Source organism: Rhodococcus sp. MS13, assembly GCF_013277835.1.
Classification (GTDB): Bacteria; Actinomycetota; Actinomycetes; order Mycobacteriales; family Mycobacteriaceae; genus Rhodococcus_F; species Rhodococcus_F erythropolis.
Genome location: NZ_VBTL01000020.1, coordinates 1 through 18884, shown reverse-complemented (window position 1 = coordinate 18884; position 18884 = coordinate 1). Strand labels below are relative to the sequence as shown.

Sequence of the window (18884 nt, the reverse complement as noted above, 5' to 3'; positions counted from 1 at the left end):
GGCCTCGACCTTGTACTCGGTCGTGAACGACCTGCGCTTGCGGGACATGAGGACATCCTTCCAGCGGAACCCTCGGTCCCGCTATCTCGGTGTCCACCATCCGAGGTGAACCTCAGTCCTCACACTCAGTGACCAACGGGTACGCTGCGGCGGTCTAGTTCGCAGACACCTCAAGATACCGGCGTTCGAGTTAATTCTCATCCTTGTACAAGTACATCAAGTATTGATTCGCTTCGACCGCGCGATCGAGAACAGGTTCTGGCAGGCCGAGTTCGGTCATCAATACCAGGTAGATCAGGTACTGGGTGCGTTGCAGTAGCAGGAAGAGGTTCCTGGGCTCGCTGTAGCTCTGATCGAGCCCATGTGCGATACCGTTCCGCACATTCATCAGCTCCTTCGCCCAAACTTCGACATCGGGAATGATCTTGGCGACGACTGCTTGCGGTGGCATGGACGCGACATCATTCAATCGGTCGCGGTACCCAATCTCGTTTCGTAGCAAGCCTTCGAATCTCTTTCGGTCCTCGTCTCGCATCCTGCCGATGGCGATCCGAAGCTCGCGAACCATGCTGTCGAAGTCGCGGGTCGGCATCGGTACCGCGTTGGGGTCGGTGAGGCAACGACTCAACGCCTCCGCGGAAACGGCGGCCGTAAGAACCTGTGTCTGCAAGAACCCCGGCTTCGAATATTTCAGGCTGAACAACATGTTCGTCGCACGCACGACACGCCTTCTCACGTCGAGCCAGCGAACAACGAGTTCTTCGAAGGGCATGTCTTGGCACGTGAACAAAAAATCGTGCAGATGGAGTTCCTTCGCGTCAGGTGATGCAGTGACGGTCCGGCGTGCGTACACCGCAGCTTCAGGTGTCTCTTCCCGCGTTAATGTGCCGATCTTGCCGCCATCGATCATATTGGGGTACGTGACCGGTATGGGTTGGCCAACCAGCCGCTGACTGATAACAGCACACGGACGATCGCTGGCCAGGGTCAGCAGATCGACGATGGCCATAGTGACCTCGTGGAATCCGCGGTAAGACCGAGGAGTCTCTGAAGTAATGGTGAGGTTTGCGGCCGTCCTCGAACTAAAGACTGCCTCATCTCGGGTGGCGTAGTAATTGAACGGTGTCGCGTACATGTCGGCTTGGATCGTGAACTCCCCCCACTTCGCAGTGACTGGTTCGGGTGTCGTCACCGTGGCGGATCGTTCTCGGCCATCTTCATTATGCGCGATCTTGTACTCGCCGATCGCCATCCATGTACGGAGATTCTCGATACGGAGACGGCAGGTATCGAACACCTCCGCATCGGCGTCCTCCAGATGGAGGCCCACTAGCGCGTACCGTGCAGAGAGTCGCTGTTCCGTGGGGGTTCCGAAGCCCATGTTGTAGCGCCGGACGAGGCAGTCCAGCAACGTGAAGTCCTTGCCGGCGGTTGTCGCACCGTGGATGACGTCGATACGGGTACGACCCTCACCGACACCGATGGAGCCGTCAGGCAGGGGTGTGTACTGCTGCACATCGAAACCCTCGATCAGTTCGAGTACAACCGATCCGTCCGACGCGATGCTCAGTGTCCCTGGCTGCGTGTTGCTTGCATCGTCACTGCACCACCAGTATCCGGAGAATGTCTGCGAGTTCATCGAATAAGACTTTCACGTATACGTTTCGGCCGATCGATCAGATCGTCGAAAAAACCCGCTCCCAGCATTCCTGTATCTGCCAAACCCGGACCGCAGGACGGGTGCGTGCGATATCGCAGACCATCTCGGTCCACCAGCAATGGCGGCAGAGCCGATATTTGACGGCAACCAATTCGAAGAAATAATTTGCAGTTCATGAATCCGGTTCTCCGGAAATAAGTCCTGAGACCCGCGAGCCAGCACTGTTCGCGGCTTCTCTCTCCCCCCGCGGACTGATATCGATGGGGCTCCAATCCATTGGCCAGACGTGACCTCTTAAAAGGCAGCACGTAGAATCACACGGCGACAGTAATTCGGCGCTGACGGCTGCGCGTCCTACCAATGCCAGTGCAACCTTCTCGAGATTTCGCGCAGCAACGGCGTGCACCGTACGCATCGACTGGTCGGGCCATCGATCTGTTCGGAAAACGTCGCCCTGTTGCAGTCGATGTTTGCGCAAATTATGCGTCGGACTTGCAGGATGAGGCGACTGGGCTGGTTTCAGATTGTCACATCTGCAAGGTGCACGCATCCGGCCGTAACGGCTGTCCACCCGTTTCGACGAAACAGCACATGTCAGACACTGAGCCGAGGTCGACAACGGCGACGCACGAAGACGGATTCCACCTTCGGTCGCATAGACAGAATCAATCGCAAATCCCGCGAGCGAGGCACCACGGAAAGTCGGCCAGAACACCTTTCAATCATCGTTAAGATCGGTACGAATGCACCCTGGCAAACGCCTCGATCAATAACCGTCCCAGTCTTTTGATGCTGCGGACGCACCGGTTCCGGTGCCCAACCACACACTGCCCGCAACGCGCTTTTGCCGAGCAGATCAACCGGTTGAACAGCGACTATGCCGACGCACCCCTTCACCTCGGCTCGAAGCACGAACGAAACATCCTCCGCTTCTGGTGAATTTGCTCTCCAGAAGCCTCGCACATTCTCTCATCCGGTGACGGATTGACTTGCTTCGTGACCGGATGGCGCAGAAGCTGCATTTCGAATTTTCATCGAGTGATTGAGGACTTCCTCCTTGTGTTTCTGAGTCAAGTCCAACATCCCAGCCTCCAAAAGTTCGAGTGCGGTATCCGCGACAGTGCTCGACACAGTACGGAGAGCAGTTAGCACACTTCGCGCTGCAAACTCTGTCACTAGATCCAAGGCATTGCCACGGGCAGTCATAATGGCATCTTTGTCTGGGTCCACGTCCATCTGGAGCGCAGAAAGTAGCAGTCGACTCGCTAGCGGGTCGACTTTCTTCTGGGCGTGCGCGTACTCCCCAATCGCCTGGTTCAGCGCATTCAGTCGCTTCCAACCAGCCGCTTCAAGCCACCGACTGGTGGGCGCTGGTGAATTCTCTAGTCTCTCCGCTTTCCTCGGTTTCTCAACCGTAGCGACAACTCTCGCTGCCTGCTCCAAAGTGCAGCGTAAACAGGCCATCGCGCGGTCGTCGTCTTCCAACCACAACCAGTACGCCGATCGAAGGCTGGACGAGATCAGCTTCAATGCAGCCGAAACAGCACCCGCCGTCCAGATACTCGCTACAGCAGCCAGTTCGGACACCACAATGTAGACGGAGCCGCGACTATCCAATGTGTGCAAGTCAAACGAATCGCCGAGCAGTGCTGCCTCAGTGTCGAGAGCACTGCGGGCGAACTGAGCTGAACTGTATCGATGTGCGTCAAATACCAGCGTGACCATTTCATCATCGCGGTAGAGACGCCCAGCAGGACGGTAACCGGTGCGTATGCCAATGTAGGTCCAATATCGAGCCTCGAGGTATGCGACATTCCGTTTCCGCAGGCCTTCCGTCGGTGTTAGCGGCATAAGGGAGACGAGCGTCGGCGAAACTCCGGACGTCGGAACCGCGGCCCTCTCGACTCCGTGGTCAGAGCTTGTAGATGCCGCCCACCATTCTCGGGACTCAGAAGCGAGATCACGCTCGGAGAATCGGTGGGGCCAACTCTTGTAGTTAGCGAGTCTGTAGGCTTCCGTGTGTTTTCCCGCGCGATGCAGCCCAACTGCGGTCAACATCCCAATCTGGATCAGGCTGAGGCTGATGGCATCGGCAATTGCCTTGATTGGCAGCGCCGATTCCGTCGGCATCTTCCTTGGATCGAGCAACCACTCGGACTCCCATGACGTCACATCGTGGCACTCACGGGCATGCATTATCTCGCTTAGATACCCGTAGACGGCGCCTGGACAAATTTCGGTTCCATCCGAGAGAACGATGTGCTGATGATCGGATCCCGGTTCGTCGGCGCCCGGCTCGTACTCTTCGATACCCGCATCTAGGTCTTGTAAATCAATCTGTGCGTCAGCGACACGAGATTCAGGTGAAAAGGAATCGAAAGCCGTCCAGGACCGTGCGAAGTAGTTCGCGATCGACTCCCCTTCTTCCCTCGAAAGACCAGCTGCTCGAGCGAGTACTATTGTCCAGCGCTCCAACTGCTGCCGTGCAATCGTGGCGGCTCCGACGATTTGGCCCGACAGCAACAATCTGACTGCCGCAATCTGACTGTCGACCCCCCAGGCAAGATCCCGAGGAAACTCCCCCGTGTATTCCACCGGTACTCTATTCAGCGTCATTCCAAGAAGGTGGTGACTTGGATCAAGGATCGCGATAGGTCCCATCGCCTCGATGGCCATCACTCGATACGCCTCGGGCAGTCGCATGAGATTCGTCATCCGGACGTTATGCCTGGCGATCAGCGCTTCAGCGAGACGGTCCGGGCTGCTTCTGGCAACGCGTTCATAGTCCTTCACCGCTGTGCCTACCCGACGCCCACGACGATCAACTTCGTATGCACGCTGAACTTGACGCGAACTGCCCCTGGAACCCATATCGAGGAGCGTAGCCGGCGAATGATTGTTTACCTCCAGTCTTTGCTTCTAGTATCGGGTGTGCTCGGACCGACATTCCAATCAGATGAGAAGTCCATAGTCGTTGTGCACGGGAGCGCCTGGTGTCTGGCGACGACAAGTAGTCATTCAGTCGCACTCACCTCCGGTACATCAGAGACTCACTCACATCGGTGTCTCCAGATTGACAACTGAGCGTTGCACCTTGTGAGTGATTTCACGCAGTTCGCGGACATCAGTTCGCACGAACGTCTAGCGCGAGTTCGCCCGTCCTGCCATTTCGCGGCGGGACGCCTCAGCTTCCATAGCGGTGAATGTCGGTACCTGACCGTGGTCGTACCATGACTTAGTCCAGGCGACAGGTCGATTGCCATGTGACGAACTCTGCAACCACGGCCGATTACCGTAGTTCGATACCTCAGTACGAATTTGGGCAAAATGAGAGGCTACTGTGTCGCCGAAAGAGCAAGCACTATTCATTGGCGTCGGGACCGATCAATACGAAGATCAAACGCTTTCAAACCTGACGCAGTCAGCCCAAGAAGTGAAGCAGATCGCAGAGTTGGTTGGCGATCACTACGACAAGCACCTCCTCACCGACGCAGACCATGCCAAAGTTCAAGACACGCTCAGGGCTGTGAAGGGAAAGTTCTCTGCGGATGGGGGCAGCGTCTTTCTCCTGTGGTCTGGCCATGGAATCCAGGCCACTGCAGGTCGCATTCGTCTATTGGTGGCCGATAGTGGAAGCGATATGGTCGCCGGCTTTGATCCCGAGGACGTCGCAACGCACTGTGTTCTTTCCGGGGCGAACCAGATCCTCTGCGTTCTCGATACCTGCTATTCAGGCTCCGCGCTGGGTATCTCAGTGCAGGTAGATGACCTTTTCCTCCGAAATGGCACGGCGGCCGAATCCACATGGGTAGGTGTTCTCACGTCATGCGCTGCCAATGAGATTGTTCGTGAGCAGACGCTCGGTCCTGCCCTGATCAGACTGCTGTCAACTGGACCGGACCCCGCCGGAAAACATGCCGACTTGCTACGTAGACGTTGGTCCCCGCACAGTGAGTTCATACGCGGCGACGACCTCTGCGACGCACTCCTGAAACAGTGGGATCAGTCCCTTACGGCTGCTCCGCATTTTGCTTCAGCGGGTAGTGCATTGCCGATGCTTCGAAATCCACTGTGGGTGCCAAACGCCGCGCCGGCACTTGTGCAGGAGATCATCGACGGCGCGTCATTCCGCCAGTTCACCGGCCGGACAGAAGAAGTCCGCATCGTCAAGTCGTGGATGCGGGGAAACAAGCCCGGCGTTTTCGTGATCGTGGGATGCCCTGGAAGTGGAAAGACAGCCCTGCTCGGCCACGTCATGGCACAGTTCAACACGCAACCAGTTGATGGACCTATCGATCCGCAATCAACATTGAACAGCCGGAGCTATACGCAGGTCAGTGCTCGCGGACTCGACCACACATCGTTGGCAGCACGGATCGAGCGAGGGCTCGTCGCCTCTGGCGTTTTGGAGGCTCTCACTCATCCTCGAAATGCTCTGGAACTCCTCGGCGCTCTGGAACGGCTGAGCCACTCGGTGAGTGCAGTCCCCCTCGCCCAACTGCCGGTCATCGGGGTGGACGGGCTCAACGAGTCTCCAAGTCATCTTCACGACATCGTCGATCGACTACTGACTCCCATGAGCGAATTCGCGGTTGTCGTCGTGACCACTCGACGCACCGAGGTGACGAACCTGGTGAGCTCGCACAACAACCTCACCGCACGCCAAACTCTTACATCCCAACCTGCGGCATCCACCTTGGATGTGACGGACGTAATCACCTCTCTCGACCGGATACTCGATCTGGATTCGGCACTCCATCGCGCGTCCGGCTGGCTCGCACTCACGCAATCCGTTGAAACGCGCCTATCTGGTGTTTCCGAGACCATGGACGCCACTGCGGTCGCAGCGACGATTCAACAGATGACCGGAGAACAGAACCCGCCGCCGTTCCTCCTGATGGAGCTCATCTGTGACCATCTTGCGAATTCACCCGTTGATACTTTCGGACCCTCATGGCAAACCCAAGTGGAGACTTCAATTGCCGCTACGTTGGATCAGGTTGTGCAGGAGTCAATCTCGGATGGGCACCAGCCTCGCAACGATTCGGTCGACGCAGCACAGCATCTGTTCGAGTCGTTGCAGTGGGGACTCGGCGCTGGTTTTCCCGAGGACCATTGGATCGCGGTCGCGAACGCCACCGATCCGCAGCGAAACTTCGCTCGCGAGGACATCGATTGGTTATTCGCCGCACTCGGAAAATACGTCGTCGAAGATTCCGAACACGGTGTCGCAGTGTACCGCTGCGCGCACCCCCTCATCGCCCAACACTTCCACACAAAAGCGATCGCGAACCAGGATCCCGGCGAAATCGAACTCCGCGTCGCACAAGCGCTGTTCAACACAGCCGACGCGCTGACACCCACTTCCGCAAACCCGGCAGACGCCCACCTCAGCCGTTATCTCTGGAGATACCTCATGCGTGCCGGCGAACCAGGGCTCGCGCTACTGAAGGATCGTCCGGCGCTAGCTGCACAACATTCCGCCGAGCTGGCTTACGCGACCCTCGGTGTATCGATCACTGCACTTGGCTCTGCGGACGTGGCACGAGCGACGCAACTCGCCGAACGGACCATCACGCAGCTGCGGGATAGTGCCCTCCAACATTCTGACCCTGTATACGCGCAGGCGCACGCGCATCTTGCACTCTGCTATCAAACAAGCGGCCAGATCGACCGCGCAGTACGCTCAGCCGGCACTGCTGTTAACGCGTATGCCGATCTTGTTCAACAGGATTCGCAGCTCCTACCCGACTATGCGGCAGCCGTCCATAACCTCGCCACAATGCTCATGGACGCCGGCAGGCCCCGGGCCGCGGTCGACGCCGCCACCCGCGCGGCCGACCTCGAGCGAGAGTTCCTCGACCATGGCGGCAACAACTATTACCGACTCGGTGTCACGCTGAATGTCCTGGCCCTCGCGCACAGCGATGCAAACCACGCCGCCGATGCGGTAACCGCAAGCAAGAACTCCGTCGACGCGCTCCGGCAGGCAGTCGCGCTACGCAATCGAATCCTCGACCGCATCGCATTAGCCGAATCGATCAGCAACCTCGGGGGTCATTTGGCTGCGACCGGTAACGTCCGTGCAGGGCTCTCGGCGGCCGAACAGGGTCTCCAGATTCTCGAGCAAATGGCGACGGAAGACTCCACACTGGAAACCAAGCTGGCCGGGGCCAAGAATGACATGGCCAACCGCTTGATGGAGCTCGGCCAATACGACCGTGCGCTTGCCTTAATGGACGAGGCGATCAATACGCTCCACTCAATCGAGAACCCCAGCGTCAAGGAGCGTATCCAGCTCTTTGGCGCGCTGAACAACTGCTCTGCCATCTTCCTTTCCGCGGGCGCCACTGTGGAAGCCGCCAGGCGAGGGCAAGCTGCAGTACAGCTGGCTCGGACAATCGCTGCTGAGCAGCCGGCTGATAAGGGCTGCCTCGCGATGGCGCTGGACAACTTCGCGAACTGTATGACGCGGCTGAGCGAACACCATGCCGCCATTCAGCTCACGCAAGAGTCGCTGGAGATTTATCGCGAGCTTGCAGCCCGAAACGAAGGTGATGTGGTCAATGTCGCTGGGGTCCTGCTCAATTACGGTGATCGACTTGCGCATATCGGTCGTCCGGAAGAGGCCGTCGTGGCAACCGGAGAGGCCCATGAGTATTACCGCAAACTCTCCACTGCTAATCCCAGGTTTGAAGTGGACGCCGCGCGTACCGTCGCCCAACTAGCCATCCATCAGCTCGCCGCCGGTGATCGAGTGGCTGCAGCATCCACATCAGCGCAGGCAGTACAGCTATGCGACGATATGGTGGTCCGCAAAATCGTCGACGAGAACATCCTTGCCGACGTCCTTACAGATGCACTCATTCAAGCCACCACATGCGCCCTCGATCCGGACCAACTTATTGAATTCGCACAGCGCGCGGTTTCATCCATCGAGGCCGCAGAAATGACGAAATCACCGAAATACGCAATGGCGCTCCGCAATCTTGCTGCGGCATATGGCACAAGAGACGAGGCTGCTGACGGGTACGCATACATCCAACAAGCGGTTGAGGTGCTGACCAAACTCGCCGCGACAGATCGAGCGTTCGAGGTCGAGCTCGCATCCGCGCTGGGAATTCAAGCGCGAATCGAGTTCTCCCTATCCAAGCGCCAACAGGGCGTCCAGACAGCGCTGGGCGCATTGCCCTATTACGAACGCCTTCCGGAACGAACTCCTGCCAACCTCGCCACTTGCGCAGAAGTCCTTGCTTTCCTTGCAACAGAAGGCATTACGTTCGTTCCTCAATTGCCAATCACCACACACGTCGATCGAATGCTCGAGCCATTGAATGGAGTTCAGCGCGCCCAACTGCTCGGCAACATCCTTTCTCGCATGCCAGCTCTCAGTCCACTCAACCCACATTGGATCAGCCGGGGACTCGACGAACTCGGCCATGAAGATGCACGGCTTTACTTCGGCCTCAAAATGCTTGCAAGGCGCAAACGGTCCACGGCGCAGTACTTCTTCGACCACATCTGGGCTCAAGAAACGCACGCTGATCCCCCACCGTGGCTGGTCCTCGACCTGCCCCAGCTGGATACAGCGCTGATGTGGGCATCGTCATCCACTCACCAGGATGGCTACGAATTTCTGCTTACACATGCCTACCTTGTCGAATCCTCCTTCGACCCCATCATGGAGGAGGCCTACCTGGGGATCTACCCCGAGCGAGTTCCCACGCTGAAGGAGATCAGGTCGGTCGCCGCTGTGAGTGGCATCAGGGAGGCTTACCAGAAGCCGCTGGCTGGCGACGTTGCCGACGCATTCGCTGCCGCCGACCTCGATGCACAGCTCGAACTCCTCTTGAGAAATGGAGAGGAACTGCGCTCTGACTTGGTCGAACAACATTTGCGTGACCGCGCGCGTGAGGACGACCAACCTGGGACCATCGCATACTACCTGGTCAAGCTATCCGAAAACGATCTGCATGATGCCGTGATCAGCGCCATTTCCGACCCGGACAAAGCCCAGGAACTCCTCGGACGCATCGCACACGAACACGACCAACCGATGCTCGCTCGGGCCATTCAATTACTTATTACACCGCACTCTTCCCGAGCACCCCATCCCGAAGTTCAGGGACTCGCGGCGTTCTACATGTGCGCCATTCTCATCGACAAGGGGGACCAGGCACAGGCAGCAGACCTCATGATTTCTGTGCGAGAGCTTGTACCTGACCGGATCAGTTCCCTCACTACCGCCGCCGCACGCCTAGGATCGGTCAAACCAGAGTTTCTCCGGCTCATCCCACTCCTCATCGACGCAAATGAGGTCAAATAGCGTGAGTTCCACCGATCTCGTCGTCGTCATCCCGGGAATCATGGGAAGCACCCTCGCGAAGGACGGAAAGCCCTTCTGGTCCAACAAAATTGGCGCGTTATTCGACACAATCTTCCACCACAACCGCAACATCGACTACCTGCGTGTCCCGGAGAGTCTCGGCGATGAGCACCCGGGCGACGGGGTGACTCCGACTGGTCTCATGGGGAACATTCACGTCGTGCCCGGGCTCTGGTCGCCAGTGCAAGGATACGGGGCCCTCGTCGATCGGTTGAGAAAAATCGGCTTCCGCGATCGCACCGACGGACCTTCCGAAGCCCCCAATCTTGTTCTCTTTCCTTATGACTGGCGGCTGTCGAATCGTTTCAATGCGCGCCAACTCAAGACCGTCGTCGAACGCGCACTCCAACGGTGGCGCGAGTCGTCGCCACACAATCGCGATGCACGAGTCACTTTCGTCTGCCACTCGATGGGCGGCCTGATAGCCCGCTGGTTCATCGCCGTCGAGGGCGGCGCCGAGATCACCAACAAGCTCATCACGTTCGGAACACCATATCGGGGGTCTCTCAAAGCGGTTGCGACACTTGCCGACGGTCCCGTTCCCTGGCTCGCCAAAGTCGGTGTCGATCTTCACTCAGCGGTGCGATCACTGCCCTCAGCCCATCAGCTCCTTCCCTCCTACGCCTGCGTTGAACGGGATGGCGAACTTCACCACATCGAAGGGCTGGAGATCCCTGGTGTGCCCACCATGGCTATCGACGACGCCGTAGATTTCTACCACCGCCTCGAGACCGCAGAACTGCAGACCACAAACGCCCCGATGCGTCACGCCATCATCGGCACCAAGCAACCAACCGCCACCTCGGTCGTCGTCGAACACAGACAGCTCGTCGTCCACAACACCCTGAACGGCGTCGACCACGGCGGAGATGGAACCGTACCCGCAGCATCCATCCCGAAGGGCGTGCCACTCGACGACAACACACTTAGACGTGTGGCCGAAAAACACGGCAGCCTCCAAACAAATCGCGCCGCGCTCGACGAGATGGAAGCAATCCTCACTTCACGACCGGTCACGTTCAAAGCATCAGATGACACCAACATTTCCGTCGCAGCACCCGAAATCGTTAGCACCAGAGAGCCTGTGACGATCGGGATCTCCTGTGCACACACTCCGCAAGCTGTCGTCGTATCGGTGACCGATGAACTGGGCACCACACTCTCACGATTCAACCGGGTCATCCGCGAGAGCAATCAGACTGTCGCGATTCCGGCGCTTCCTCCGGGAGGACACATAATTCAGGTGCGGGCCGCTAACAGCAGCCAGGCACTTGGTGTTTCCTCGCCGCTAGTCGTGTGGCCATCGGAATAGCCAGCCGAACGAGTCAATCTTCGTCAGGGCACACCACGGGCACCTAACCTCTCCATTCGGACCGGGGCATCGGCCCCACCGCCGCGCCCGCCAGCTCGGAAGGTCACATCAGCATCCAGGATGGTGATGTCGGTCTAAAGCGGCGACCGCGGTGATCAGTTGTTCGCAAGCCTGCGCGGGCGGGCGACGGCACCCTCGTTGACGAGGTTCACTCTCGCCTGCAGGCACAACTGCGTCACGGCGTCGAAAATTCAGGTCGATGTGCAGTGGAGCCAGACGGCTCGCGGGCACCTGGAATCCGACCGGCAAACAGCCAACAGGTTGTCGATGTTCGAGTCCATCACCGGGTACGCGCACGTTGGACTTGCCAGTCTCCTCGACGAGTTCGTCTCCCGTACCGACTGCTGTGCACTACCGGCGCGGCTTCGTAGCTGACCCCACAAATTAGACCGTGGAGTCAACTACGTTGTCCGCGTGACAGTATGGACGGAAAGCGCTGGTTACGACTTCACTTGAAACCGGCTTCACACGCGCTATAAAACGATTCAGTCGCGGTCAAACTCGACCGAGGCGCTGCTACGTCTTTGCCGGGAGTTTGAATCGAACCGGAGTTTCCGGAGACTTCATCCTTTGGGAAAGATGGAGTCATGTCGTCAGCAACGAACAAGAGGTACCCGCCCGAACTACGTGAGCGGGCAGTGCGGATGGTCGCAGAAGTCCAACACGAGTACCCGTCCGAGTGGGCCGCAGTCGAATCCGTCGCTGACAAACTCGGCATCGGAACAGCGCAAACGCTGCTCAACTGGGTCCGGAGAGCTCAGACCGACGCCGGCAAACGTCCCGGTGTGACGAGCGAAATGGCAGCGGAGATGCGCAAACTTCGAGCCGAGAATCGGGAACTCAAGCGCGCCAACGAGATCCTGAAGTCGGCATCGGTTTTCTTCGCAGCGGAGCTCGACCGCAACAACAAGTGATCATCGACTTCATCAACCGATACAAGAGTGAGTACGGCGTCGAGCCGATGTGCAGGGTGCTCAGCGAGCATGGCTGCTCAATTGCGCCGTCCACCTACTACGACGCGCGCAATCGTTCCGCCTCTCGGCGGGCTCTGCGCGACGAAGAGCTCAAAGCCGCGGTCAGCCGTGTACATGCCGAGAATTATTCGGTCTACGGAGCCCGGAAGGTGTGGCTGGAAATGCGTCGAGAAGGCATCGACGTGGCACGGTGCACGGTCGAACGGTTGATGGGTGTCCTCGGGCTCGAAGGTGCACGTCGAGGCAAGGCGAAACGGACCACTATCGCAGATCCACAAGGCCGTCGGGCGGACGATCTGGTGCAGCGAAAGTTCAACCCGGTTGCGCCAAATGTGTTGTGGGTAGCCGACTTTACTTATGTTTCGACGTGGTCGGGTTGGGTGTACGTCGCGTTCGTGATCGATGCGTATTCACGGCGGATTCTGGGTTGGAGGACTGCGACGACGATGACGACACCGTTGGTACTCGGTGCGATCGAGCACGCGATCTGGACTCGACGCCGAGAAGGGATTACCGAACTGGCCGGGCTCATTCACCACAACGACCGCGGGTCGCAATATACGTCAATTGCGTTCACCGACAGGCTCATTGAGGTGGGTATCGATGCCTCGATCGGGGCGACTGGGTCGAGTTACGACAATGCTCTCGCCGAGACGATCAACGGGTTGTACAAGACCGAGTTGATCAAACCTCGTGGGCCGTGGCGAACGGTCGAGCATGTGGAGATCGCGACGTTGGAGTGGGTGGACTGGTTCAACCACCGGCGACTCTACGAGCATTGTGGGGATGTGCCTCCTGCCGAACTCGAGGCGTTCTACTACGGTGAACACAGAACTACGCGAATTGCGGAGTTCTCAAATCAGTAAGTCTCCGGACTCGCCGGTGCGATTCAGTTCGGGGTCGCCGCCGAGTTCGCGGACACGCTCGGCTTCCATCTTGAGGTTCGTGACGAGGCCTGCAAGTTCTTCTCCGTCGACACCGCTCTTCAGCCAGCGTTCGGCGGTTTCGGTCATCGCGTCATTAAGTTCGTGAATACTGGCCACCGCCTCGTCCATCGTCGCGTTCTCGGCGATAAGCAAAGTAACACGAAGAAAGTGCGAGTAACCGACGATTCCCGGGGCATTCGAGGGATCGAAAATCAGATCACGCTGCATCAGGCGGAGAAAGACACCGATCTGAAACGCGAGCCGCTGCTTGACGCCAGCGCGTACGCGTTCCGGCGAATCCGGTTGCGACCACTCCTCGAGACGTTCCTCGTACGCGTCGAACTCACGGCGCAGAGTGCGGATATGGTCGAGCCAGTTCCGAAGCTGTGTATTGGGTGATGCCATGTCTGTACCCTTTCCTTGGCAGTCATATCGACCCGTGGTCGGTAGTCGAACTCTAGGTGGTGCGTCCGACAACGAACCGCCTACAGGACCCTGGAATCCCCGGGTGCCGTTCAAGTGAATGACACTGCGCGAATTGAGTTCTCAATGATCAAGGGATGGAGTGACGGGCGTTCGTTGTTCATTCCTCGGCATCGCGTCGCCGCGGCCAGTATTCCCACGTGTCTCCAGCCGCAGACACGTCACGTTAGGTGTACGAGTGCCAATCCGTCACGCTGCCTTGACCGTATCGAGCTCGAGCATGTTCTCGATGATGGTGGCGACCCCGAAGTAGAAGTGGCTGAGCGTGATGATCGCGTGTACGCAAGAGTGTGCCGGCGCCCTGTCAGGTGTTCGCCCGAGACGGCAGCGTCGGAGAGCCGACCGATTCACGTGCGAGCTCGTCCTGACACCTGGTGATCCAGCGGCGCCTCAGTGGAGGGCACCGCCCTACCCGTAGGCTGTCGACCTGTGACCTCACTGTTCAACAGCTCACGGAACGACCTCGACCCGCTTTCCAACCACCTCAGGTCAATGGTCAAACGCAGCGGGCTACTAGACGCCGTGTGTGCAACAACCGAACTCGACCAACTGGACAAGTTTGAGACGAACTTACTCCCTGAGTTGGCGGCACTTCGGCCGAAGGCACCAAAGCTCGGAGGTATGCGAGCCGCACGGATCGGCGAAAACGAAGGCATCCAGATCCCTGTCCCCGGGACTGAGTTCACGCAACCGACCCATCGCCACTACATTGCAGTTCAGGTCTACGGCGATCCGTGGTTACTTACATTCTGGCCGGATGCAGCCGAGGTAGAGCTGACAGCAGTAGACGCGTCCCTACAGGCCGAATCCGCAACCTGGACGACACCGTGGACACACGAGAACCACGGGCGGCTCGATGCCGCCATTAACCAATGGCAACTCTCGGAGACCGGCGATCCCCTGGACGCCAGTGAACCCGAGTGGGCGGTCTATACATTCATCGACCTCACGGTCGCACAGGAGAAGGCCGTTCACGCCGGGGAGCTCGATCTTCGGACTGTGTTCGAAGATCGACGCAAGGAGATCGACCCCATCGTCGTCCAGATTGCACAGCAAACTGAGCACTACTTCGACGTCGAACTCCCGAACCTTCTGAACTTTGCCATCGAGAAGCGGCGGGAAATACTCACCAACCGAGCTGCAGTCACAGCGAGCCTGACCTTCCCGAACGCCTGGGCAATCGCCGAGCCGACACTCGATACACCAGACCCAACAACCCTGCCTAGCGACATCAACACCAAGGCTGAACTCAACGACGACGAGGAACTCCTCATCGATACTCGCGCCCGGCTCGCCCCAGCCTCGTTCGAAGATGTCCAGGCGGTCATCCGGGTGTGGGCCAACGCAATTGAACGCACCCCCGAGGCCTTTCACGACCTCGGAGAAGACCGAGTGAGCGATCTGCTGGCGGCCACACTCAACGCAACACTCCCAGGAGCCAAACGGGAAGTCTACAGCCGCGAAGGCAAGTCAGACATCTTCATTCAAGCAGACACCCTGGCTGAAGGACGCGGACCCGCCAAAGTCTTCATTTGTGAAGCCAAGAGGGCGACCAGCGACAAAGTAGTTCGAGAAGCAGTCGATCCTCAGCTGTTCGGATACCTCACCGTCCACGACACGGCAGCGGTACTTCTCCTGCTGTTCAGGACGCACACCTTCGATGGTCCGAAGCGAGACAGGCTTGCTGCACTATGTGACGTGAAAGGGTACATCGACACCGAGGACGGACCCAGCGGGTGGCCGATCTACAAATATCGAACCGGCGAGCGCCGCGTCGACCTGTGTGTCGCGTCCGTACACATCCCTCCTAAACGGTCGAAAACGACCTCGAACCAGGAACCTGCCGCCACCAACTGAACTGCGGTACCAACATCAGGCACCGGGGGTACGACTCCATTGACCTGCGTCGCCACTAGCCCGCGGCTCACCGCGGCGACCCACCTGCGTCATCAATCTCATGAAAAGACCTTCCCCGCTTCATCCTCGCTCCCGGACTGCCGCTGGCGAAGTACGTCTGCGTTGGTGACACCGAAAGGAACATGCACGCACGGGGCGACTGTAGACGCCGGCAGAAGATGCTTGGTCTGGTCGTCGAAGAAGATATGCGGTTTGAGGATCTCAAGGACCTTCACCTTCGAGACTCCACCGAGAAAAAACGCAAACTGTCGACGATCTTCATCGTCTCGACGGCGACAGTGGTGACACGTTTGATCAACTCGACGAAGTCGTGCTCGGCGAACAAAGCGTCGAACACGGGGCTGGGCACTGACCTGAGAGTGCATTCGCCGCAGCATCTCCTGGCGATCGAGAACGAACTCAATCGCCGACCCCGCCGAGTTATCCAAGACTGCACTCCCACAGAACTATTCGAGTCACGGCTAACCTCAAGCCACGTCAACTGTTGCAACGATGACTAAAACCCGCCACATCCTGGTTCTAGCAGTTGTTGCAACACCTAAAACCGAATTCTGGGTGTTGCAACGACTGCTAGAGCCCACACTTCCATCGGTGATCAACGACCTTGCTCATGATCACGGCGATCCTGCGCATACATCTCCTCTAAATGTGCGTCGAACTTGGTTATCTCCTCGTCGGTCGCTTCGCGGGCAGCGAGCTCGAAACCACCAGCCATGTTCAACTGATTCAATTCATCAAGCGAGAGCGCCAAATTGCAAGTGGTACATCGGAATCCAACAGGAGACGCCACCGTTGGGATCATCAGCGGACCATCAAATTCTCTCTCGGGAGCTGATTCCGATGTCGAGTAGTACGTGCGCCCGACTCTCCCACAGCCTGGGCACTGAGATCGCATGAAGACAGAAGAATCTGGCATCGTGTCTTGTAGATCAGAAGGCTCCGTCGCCCGCCTCATTTCCAATCGCACTGCACCCTCATCCACCGGCCCGAGCGTTGCTGCACACCTGTCAGATTCGGCAAGCTTGATCTTGAGCCTGCGATGAAGAGACCGATCACTGGATAGTCGCTCCACCCGCACCTGACTCGATTTCCAGAAGCCTGCTTCATCCACTTTTGCAAGACGTAGCATCTCTGTCATCACGTCTGCGAACTCGATCAGCGCTTCTTGGAGCTGCGCCCGATCCAGGAGTCCCAGGTGGATTGCCGCGTTCCGTGCATTGAGCACCCGTCTCGCACAGCCTTGGTTCACCTTATCTGATCCCCAAATTACCGCGATAAGTTTGAAACAGGAATCTGGGCCACGAGTCTGCAAGTTCATTGCGTCATCCGTGTTGCCGACATCGCTTCGACCAATTGTGTGCAACAAGGAAAGGTCGGACGCATTCTTCATTTCAAGAATCAGCGTTGGATTTTCCCTCGCCAGCAAGAACTTGGCAAAGATCTCAATCGCGCTACCTGCATGAACTGCCGAGTTAAGCCAGCGCCTGGCGTCGGTTGACGTGGACTCCGAAATCGCTGCGCGGGCATGGTAGTTGGAAATCTCGAGCAAGTGACCAGGAAGCTCATCATTACCAAATCTCTTATGACCGAACGACCACGGTAACACCGACTGACTATCAGATTTTGCCACTGCGAAATTCTACATCGCCTGCATTATGCAACTCGGCCGAACCTATCACTCGGCGAGAGCCGTCACTGAGGGACCGTTTCGTAATCGGTGTTTCGGCCCGACAAGCTGAGTGAATGCTCAGCGAAGAGGTGCCAAGATGACGACACTGGAAGATGTGACGAAGAAGAGGGCCAACCACCCTCCGCGGAAGCAGCCGCGGCGGCAGGATTGGTCAGGTTGACGAGGGAGCAAGGCCCGTCGCTGACCTGGCCAGACGGCCTGCTCAAACAGTTCACCAAAACCGTCCTCGAAACCGCACTGAACGAAGAAATGACCGAACACCTCGGCCACTACAAGAACCAAGCGCAGCCGGACCGCGAGTCGACGAACATCCTTTGACGGAACCCGGCCGAAAACTGTGCTGACCGAGGCCACCGGCCACGTCCCGATCGAAGTCCCCCGAGATCGGCAAGGTACATTCGAACCGCAGATCGCCCGTGAAACGCCAACGACGACTCAACGGTGTCGACGAGATCGTGTTGTCGTTGTACGCCAAAGGATTAACGACCGGTGAGATCACCGCTCACTTCGCCGAATATCTTCCCCCGCGCGGGAGGCACCCCCAGGCGCCTCGGTCTCGAAAGAGACCATCTCGCGGATCACCGACAAAGTGCTCGAGGAGATACAGGACTGGTCCGCCCGCCCGCTCGACGAGGTGTACGCAGCGATATTCGTCGATGCGATCGTCGTCAAAGTTCGAGACGGGCAGGTCGCGAACCGACCGATCTACGCGGCAATCGGCGTCAGTCTCGACGGCTACCGCGATGTACTCGGATTGCGGGCTGGCACGGGCGGCGAGGGCGCCAAATTCTGGATGAGCGTGCTCACAGACATCCGCAATCGGGGGCACCCGGGACATGTTCTTCCTGTTCTGCGACGGATTGAAAGGCCTGCCGGAAAGCGCTCGAGAACGTGTGGCCGGCCACCACGGCCGCGACCTGCATCGCGCACTTGATCCGCAACGTACGCCGCGAGGCGCCTGATTCACCGATCGGAGGTGGAAAACCTTCGACGCCGGGCCGTCGTAGCGGTTCGGTGAAGCTGGGGCAGCGTGACTCAGGCAGCGCCGAGAAGGGTGGGAGCACCCCGCTACAAAACAACACCGCACCGCACACCGAACCCAGCGCACCACCACAACAACACTCTCCACACAGCTAGGAATCTACTTACCTGCGTCAGAGATCGGTTTTCCCTCAGCGTCCAGGATTGACATCATTCGCTCAAGCGACCAAGTCGGATCCAGAATCGGTACATCACGTGCTTTCCATGCTGTCGCGAGGTCTGAGGTTCCCCCCGAAAAGTGGACAGTGTTTACGCGGCCATGATGGGCGCGGTCAGTGACTGTTCGTAGTTGGTGGGGCTGAGCATCCCGATCGTGGAGTGCCTACGGCGAGTGTTGTAGAAGTTCATCCAGTTGTCAACTGCAGCAACCAGTTCAGTGGAATACGCGAAAGTGTGGCGATAGTAGTACTCGTGTTTGAACGTCGACCACAAGAT

13 protein-coding genes, 1 pseudogene and 1 other annotated feature are annotated in these 18884 nt (G+C 58.2%); of the genes and pseudogenes, 6 read left to right on the top strand and 8 right to left on the bottom strand.

Features of this window, described 5'->3' with window-relative positions; translation table 11 throughout:
- Positions 1 to 190: 190 nt before the first annotated feature.
- On the bottom strand, positions 191 to 1639 hold the full coding sequence (locus tag FEZ59_RS29740; RefSeq protein ID WP_172933581.1) for a HEPN domain-containing protein: 1449 nt from the start codon (positions 1637 to 1639) through the stop codon (positions 191 to 193).
- Between the two features lie 990 nt (positions 1640 to 2629).
- Positions 2630 to 4453, bottom strand: coding sequence for a hypothetical protein (locus tag FEZ59_RS29735; protein WP_172933580.1), 1824 nt, complete (start codon positions 4451 to 4453; stop codon positions 2630 to 2632).
- Between the two features lie 547 nt (positions 4454 to 5000).
- On the opposite strand from FEZ59_RS29735, the gene FEZ59_RS29730 reads away from it, so the two are divergent.
- From FEZ59_RS29730 to FEZ59_RS29720, 3 genes are all read left to right on the top strand, one after another.
- Positions 5001 to 9986, top strand: a complete 4986-nt coding sequence (locus FEZ59_RS29730) for a hypothetical protein (RefSeq protein WP_172933579.1) — start codon at positions 5001 to 5003, stop codon at positions 9984 to 9986.
- A gap of 1 nt (position 9987) precedes the next feature.
- Positions 9988 to 11358: a hypothetical protein gene (locus FEZ59_RS29725; RefSeq protein ID WP_172933578.1), complete on the top strand. Its 1371-nt coding sequence runs from the start codon at positions 9988 to 9990 to the stop codon at positions 11356 to 11358.
- A 647-nt stretch (positions 11359 to 12005) separates the two neighbouring features.
- Positions 12006 to 13258, top strand: a protein-coding gene (locus tag FEZ59_RS29720; protein ID WP_172933577.1) for an IS3 family transposase whose coding sequence is annotated in 2 segments (ribosomal slippage) — positions 12006 to 12294 and positions 12294 to 13258 — 1254 coding nt in all. Because the reading frame shifts where the segments join, the coding sequence is not laid out codon by codon here.
- Positions 12293 to 12421: a sequence feature (AL1L pseudoknot), on the top strand. It overlaps the preceding gene by 129 nt.
- Here FEZ59_RS29720 and FEZ59_RS29715 read toward each other — a convergent pair.
- Positions 13247 to 13723: a hypothetical protein gene (locus tag FEZ59_RS29715; RefSeq protein ID WP_172933576.1), complete on the bottom strand. Its 477-nt coding sequence runs from the start codon at positions 13721 to 13723 to the stop codon at positions 13247 to 13249. The two genes, FEZ59_RS29720 and FEZ59_RS29715, sit on opposite strands and share 12 nt — an antisense overlap.
- 267 nt (positions 13724 to 13990) lie before the next feature.
- Entirely contained in the window at positions 13991 to 14152 is a 162-nt protein-coding gene (locus FEZ59_RS29710) for a hypothetical protein (protein ID WP_172933575.1), read from the bottom strand.
- A 270-nt stretch (positions 14153 to 14422) separates the two neighbouring features.
- On the opposite strand from FEZ59_RS29710, the gene FEZ59_RS29705 reads away from it, so the two are divergent.
- Positions 14423 to 15658, top strand: a complete 1236-nt coding sequence (locus tag FEZ59_RS29705; RefSeq protein ID WP_172933574.1) for a hypothetical protein — start codon at positions 14423 to 14425, stop codon at positions 15656 to 15658.
- Positions 15659 to 15756: 98 nt separating this feature from the next.
- Here the strand turns inward: FEZ59_RS29705 and FEZ59_RS30485 are convergent, their stop codons facing one another.
- The 3 genes from FEZ59_RS30485 to FEZ59_RS29695 all read right to left on the bottom strand — a co-directional run bounded on the left by FEZ59_RS30485 (position 15757) and on the right by FEZ59_RS29695 (position 17348).
- Positions 15757 to 15933 carry a 5'-nucleotidase gene (locus tag FEZ59_RS30485; protein ID WP_346343266.1) on the bottom strand — a complete coding sequence of 59 codons (177 nt, stop codon included), beginning with the start codon at positions 15931 to 15933 and terminating at the stop codon, positions 15757 to 15759.
- Positions 15930 to 16067: a hypothetical protein gene (locus FEZ59_RS30480; RefSeq protein WP_346343265.1), complete on the bottom strand. Its 138-nt coding sequence runs from the start codon at positions 16065 to 16067 to the stop codon at positions 15930 to 15932. The genes FEZ59_RS30485 and FEZ59_RS30480 overlap by 4 nt, the downstream gene beginning before the upstream one ends.
- Before the next feature lie 246 nt (positions 16068 to 16313).
- Positions 16314 to 17348, bottom strand: coding sequence for a hypothetical protein (locus tag FEZ59_RS29695; protein WP_172933573.1), 1035 nt, complete (start codon positions 17346 to 17348; stop codon positions 16314 to 16316).
- 216 nt (positions 17349 to 17564) lie between these two features.
- On the opposite strand from FEZ59_RS29695, the gene FEZ59_RS30190 reads away from it, so the two are divergent.
- Positions 17565 to 17726 (top strand): hypothetical protein, encoded by a 162-nt coding sequence (locus FEZ59_RS30190; RefSeq protein ID WP_242459972.1) that lies wholly within the window; start codon positions 17565 to 17567, stop codon positions 17724 to 17726.
- Between the two features lie 19 nt (positions 17727 to 17745).
- Positions 17746 to 18342, top strand: a pseudogene (locus tag FEZ59_RS29690) (transposase).
- Positions 18343 to 18698: 356 nt separating this feature from the next.
- Here FEZ59_RS29690 and FEZ59_RS29685 read toward each other — a convergent pair.
- Positions 18699 to 18884: IS3 family transposase (locus FEZ59_RS29685; RefSeq protein WP_172933572.1), on the bottom strand; the 186-nt coding region annotated here is incomplete at its 5' end.

What these genes read in the sequence shown, in the direction of transcription:
- FEZ59_RS29740 (WP_172933581.1), bottom strand. Translation starts at nt 1,639, where the DNA reads ATGAACTCGCAGACATTCTCCGGATACTGGTGGTGCAGTGACGATGCA.
- FEZ59_RS29715 (WP_172933576.1), bottom strand. Translation starts at nt 13,723, where the DNA reads ATGGCATCACCCAATACACAGCTTCGGAACTGGCTCGACCATATCCGC.
- FEZ59_RS29705 (WP_172933574.1), top strand. Translation starts at nt 14,423, where the DNA reads ATGCGAGCCGCACGGATCGGCGAAAACGAAGGCATCCAGATCCCTGTC.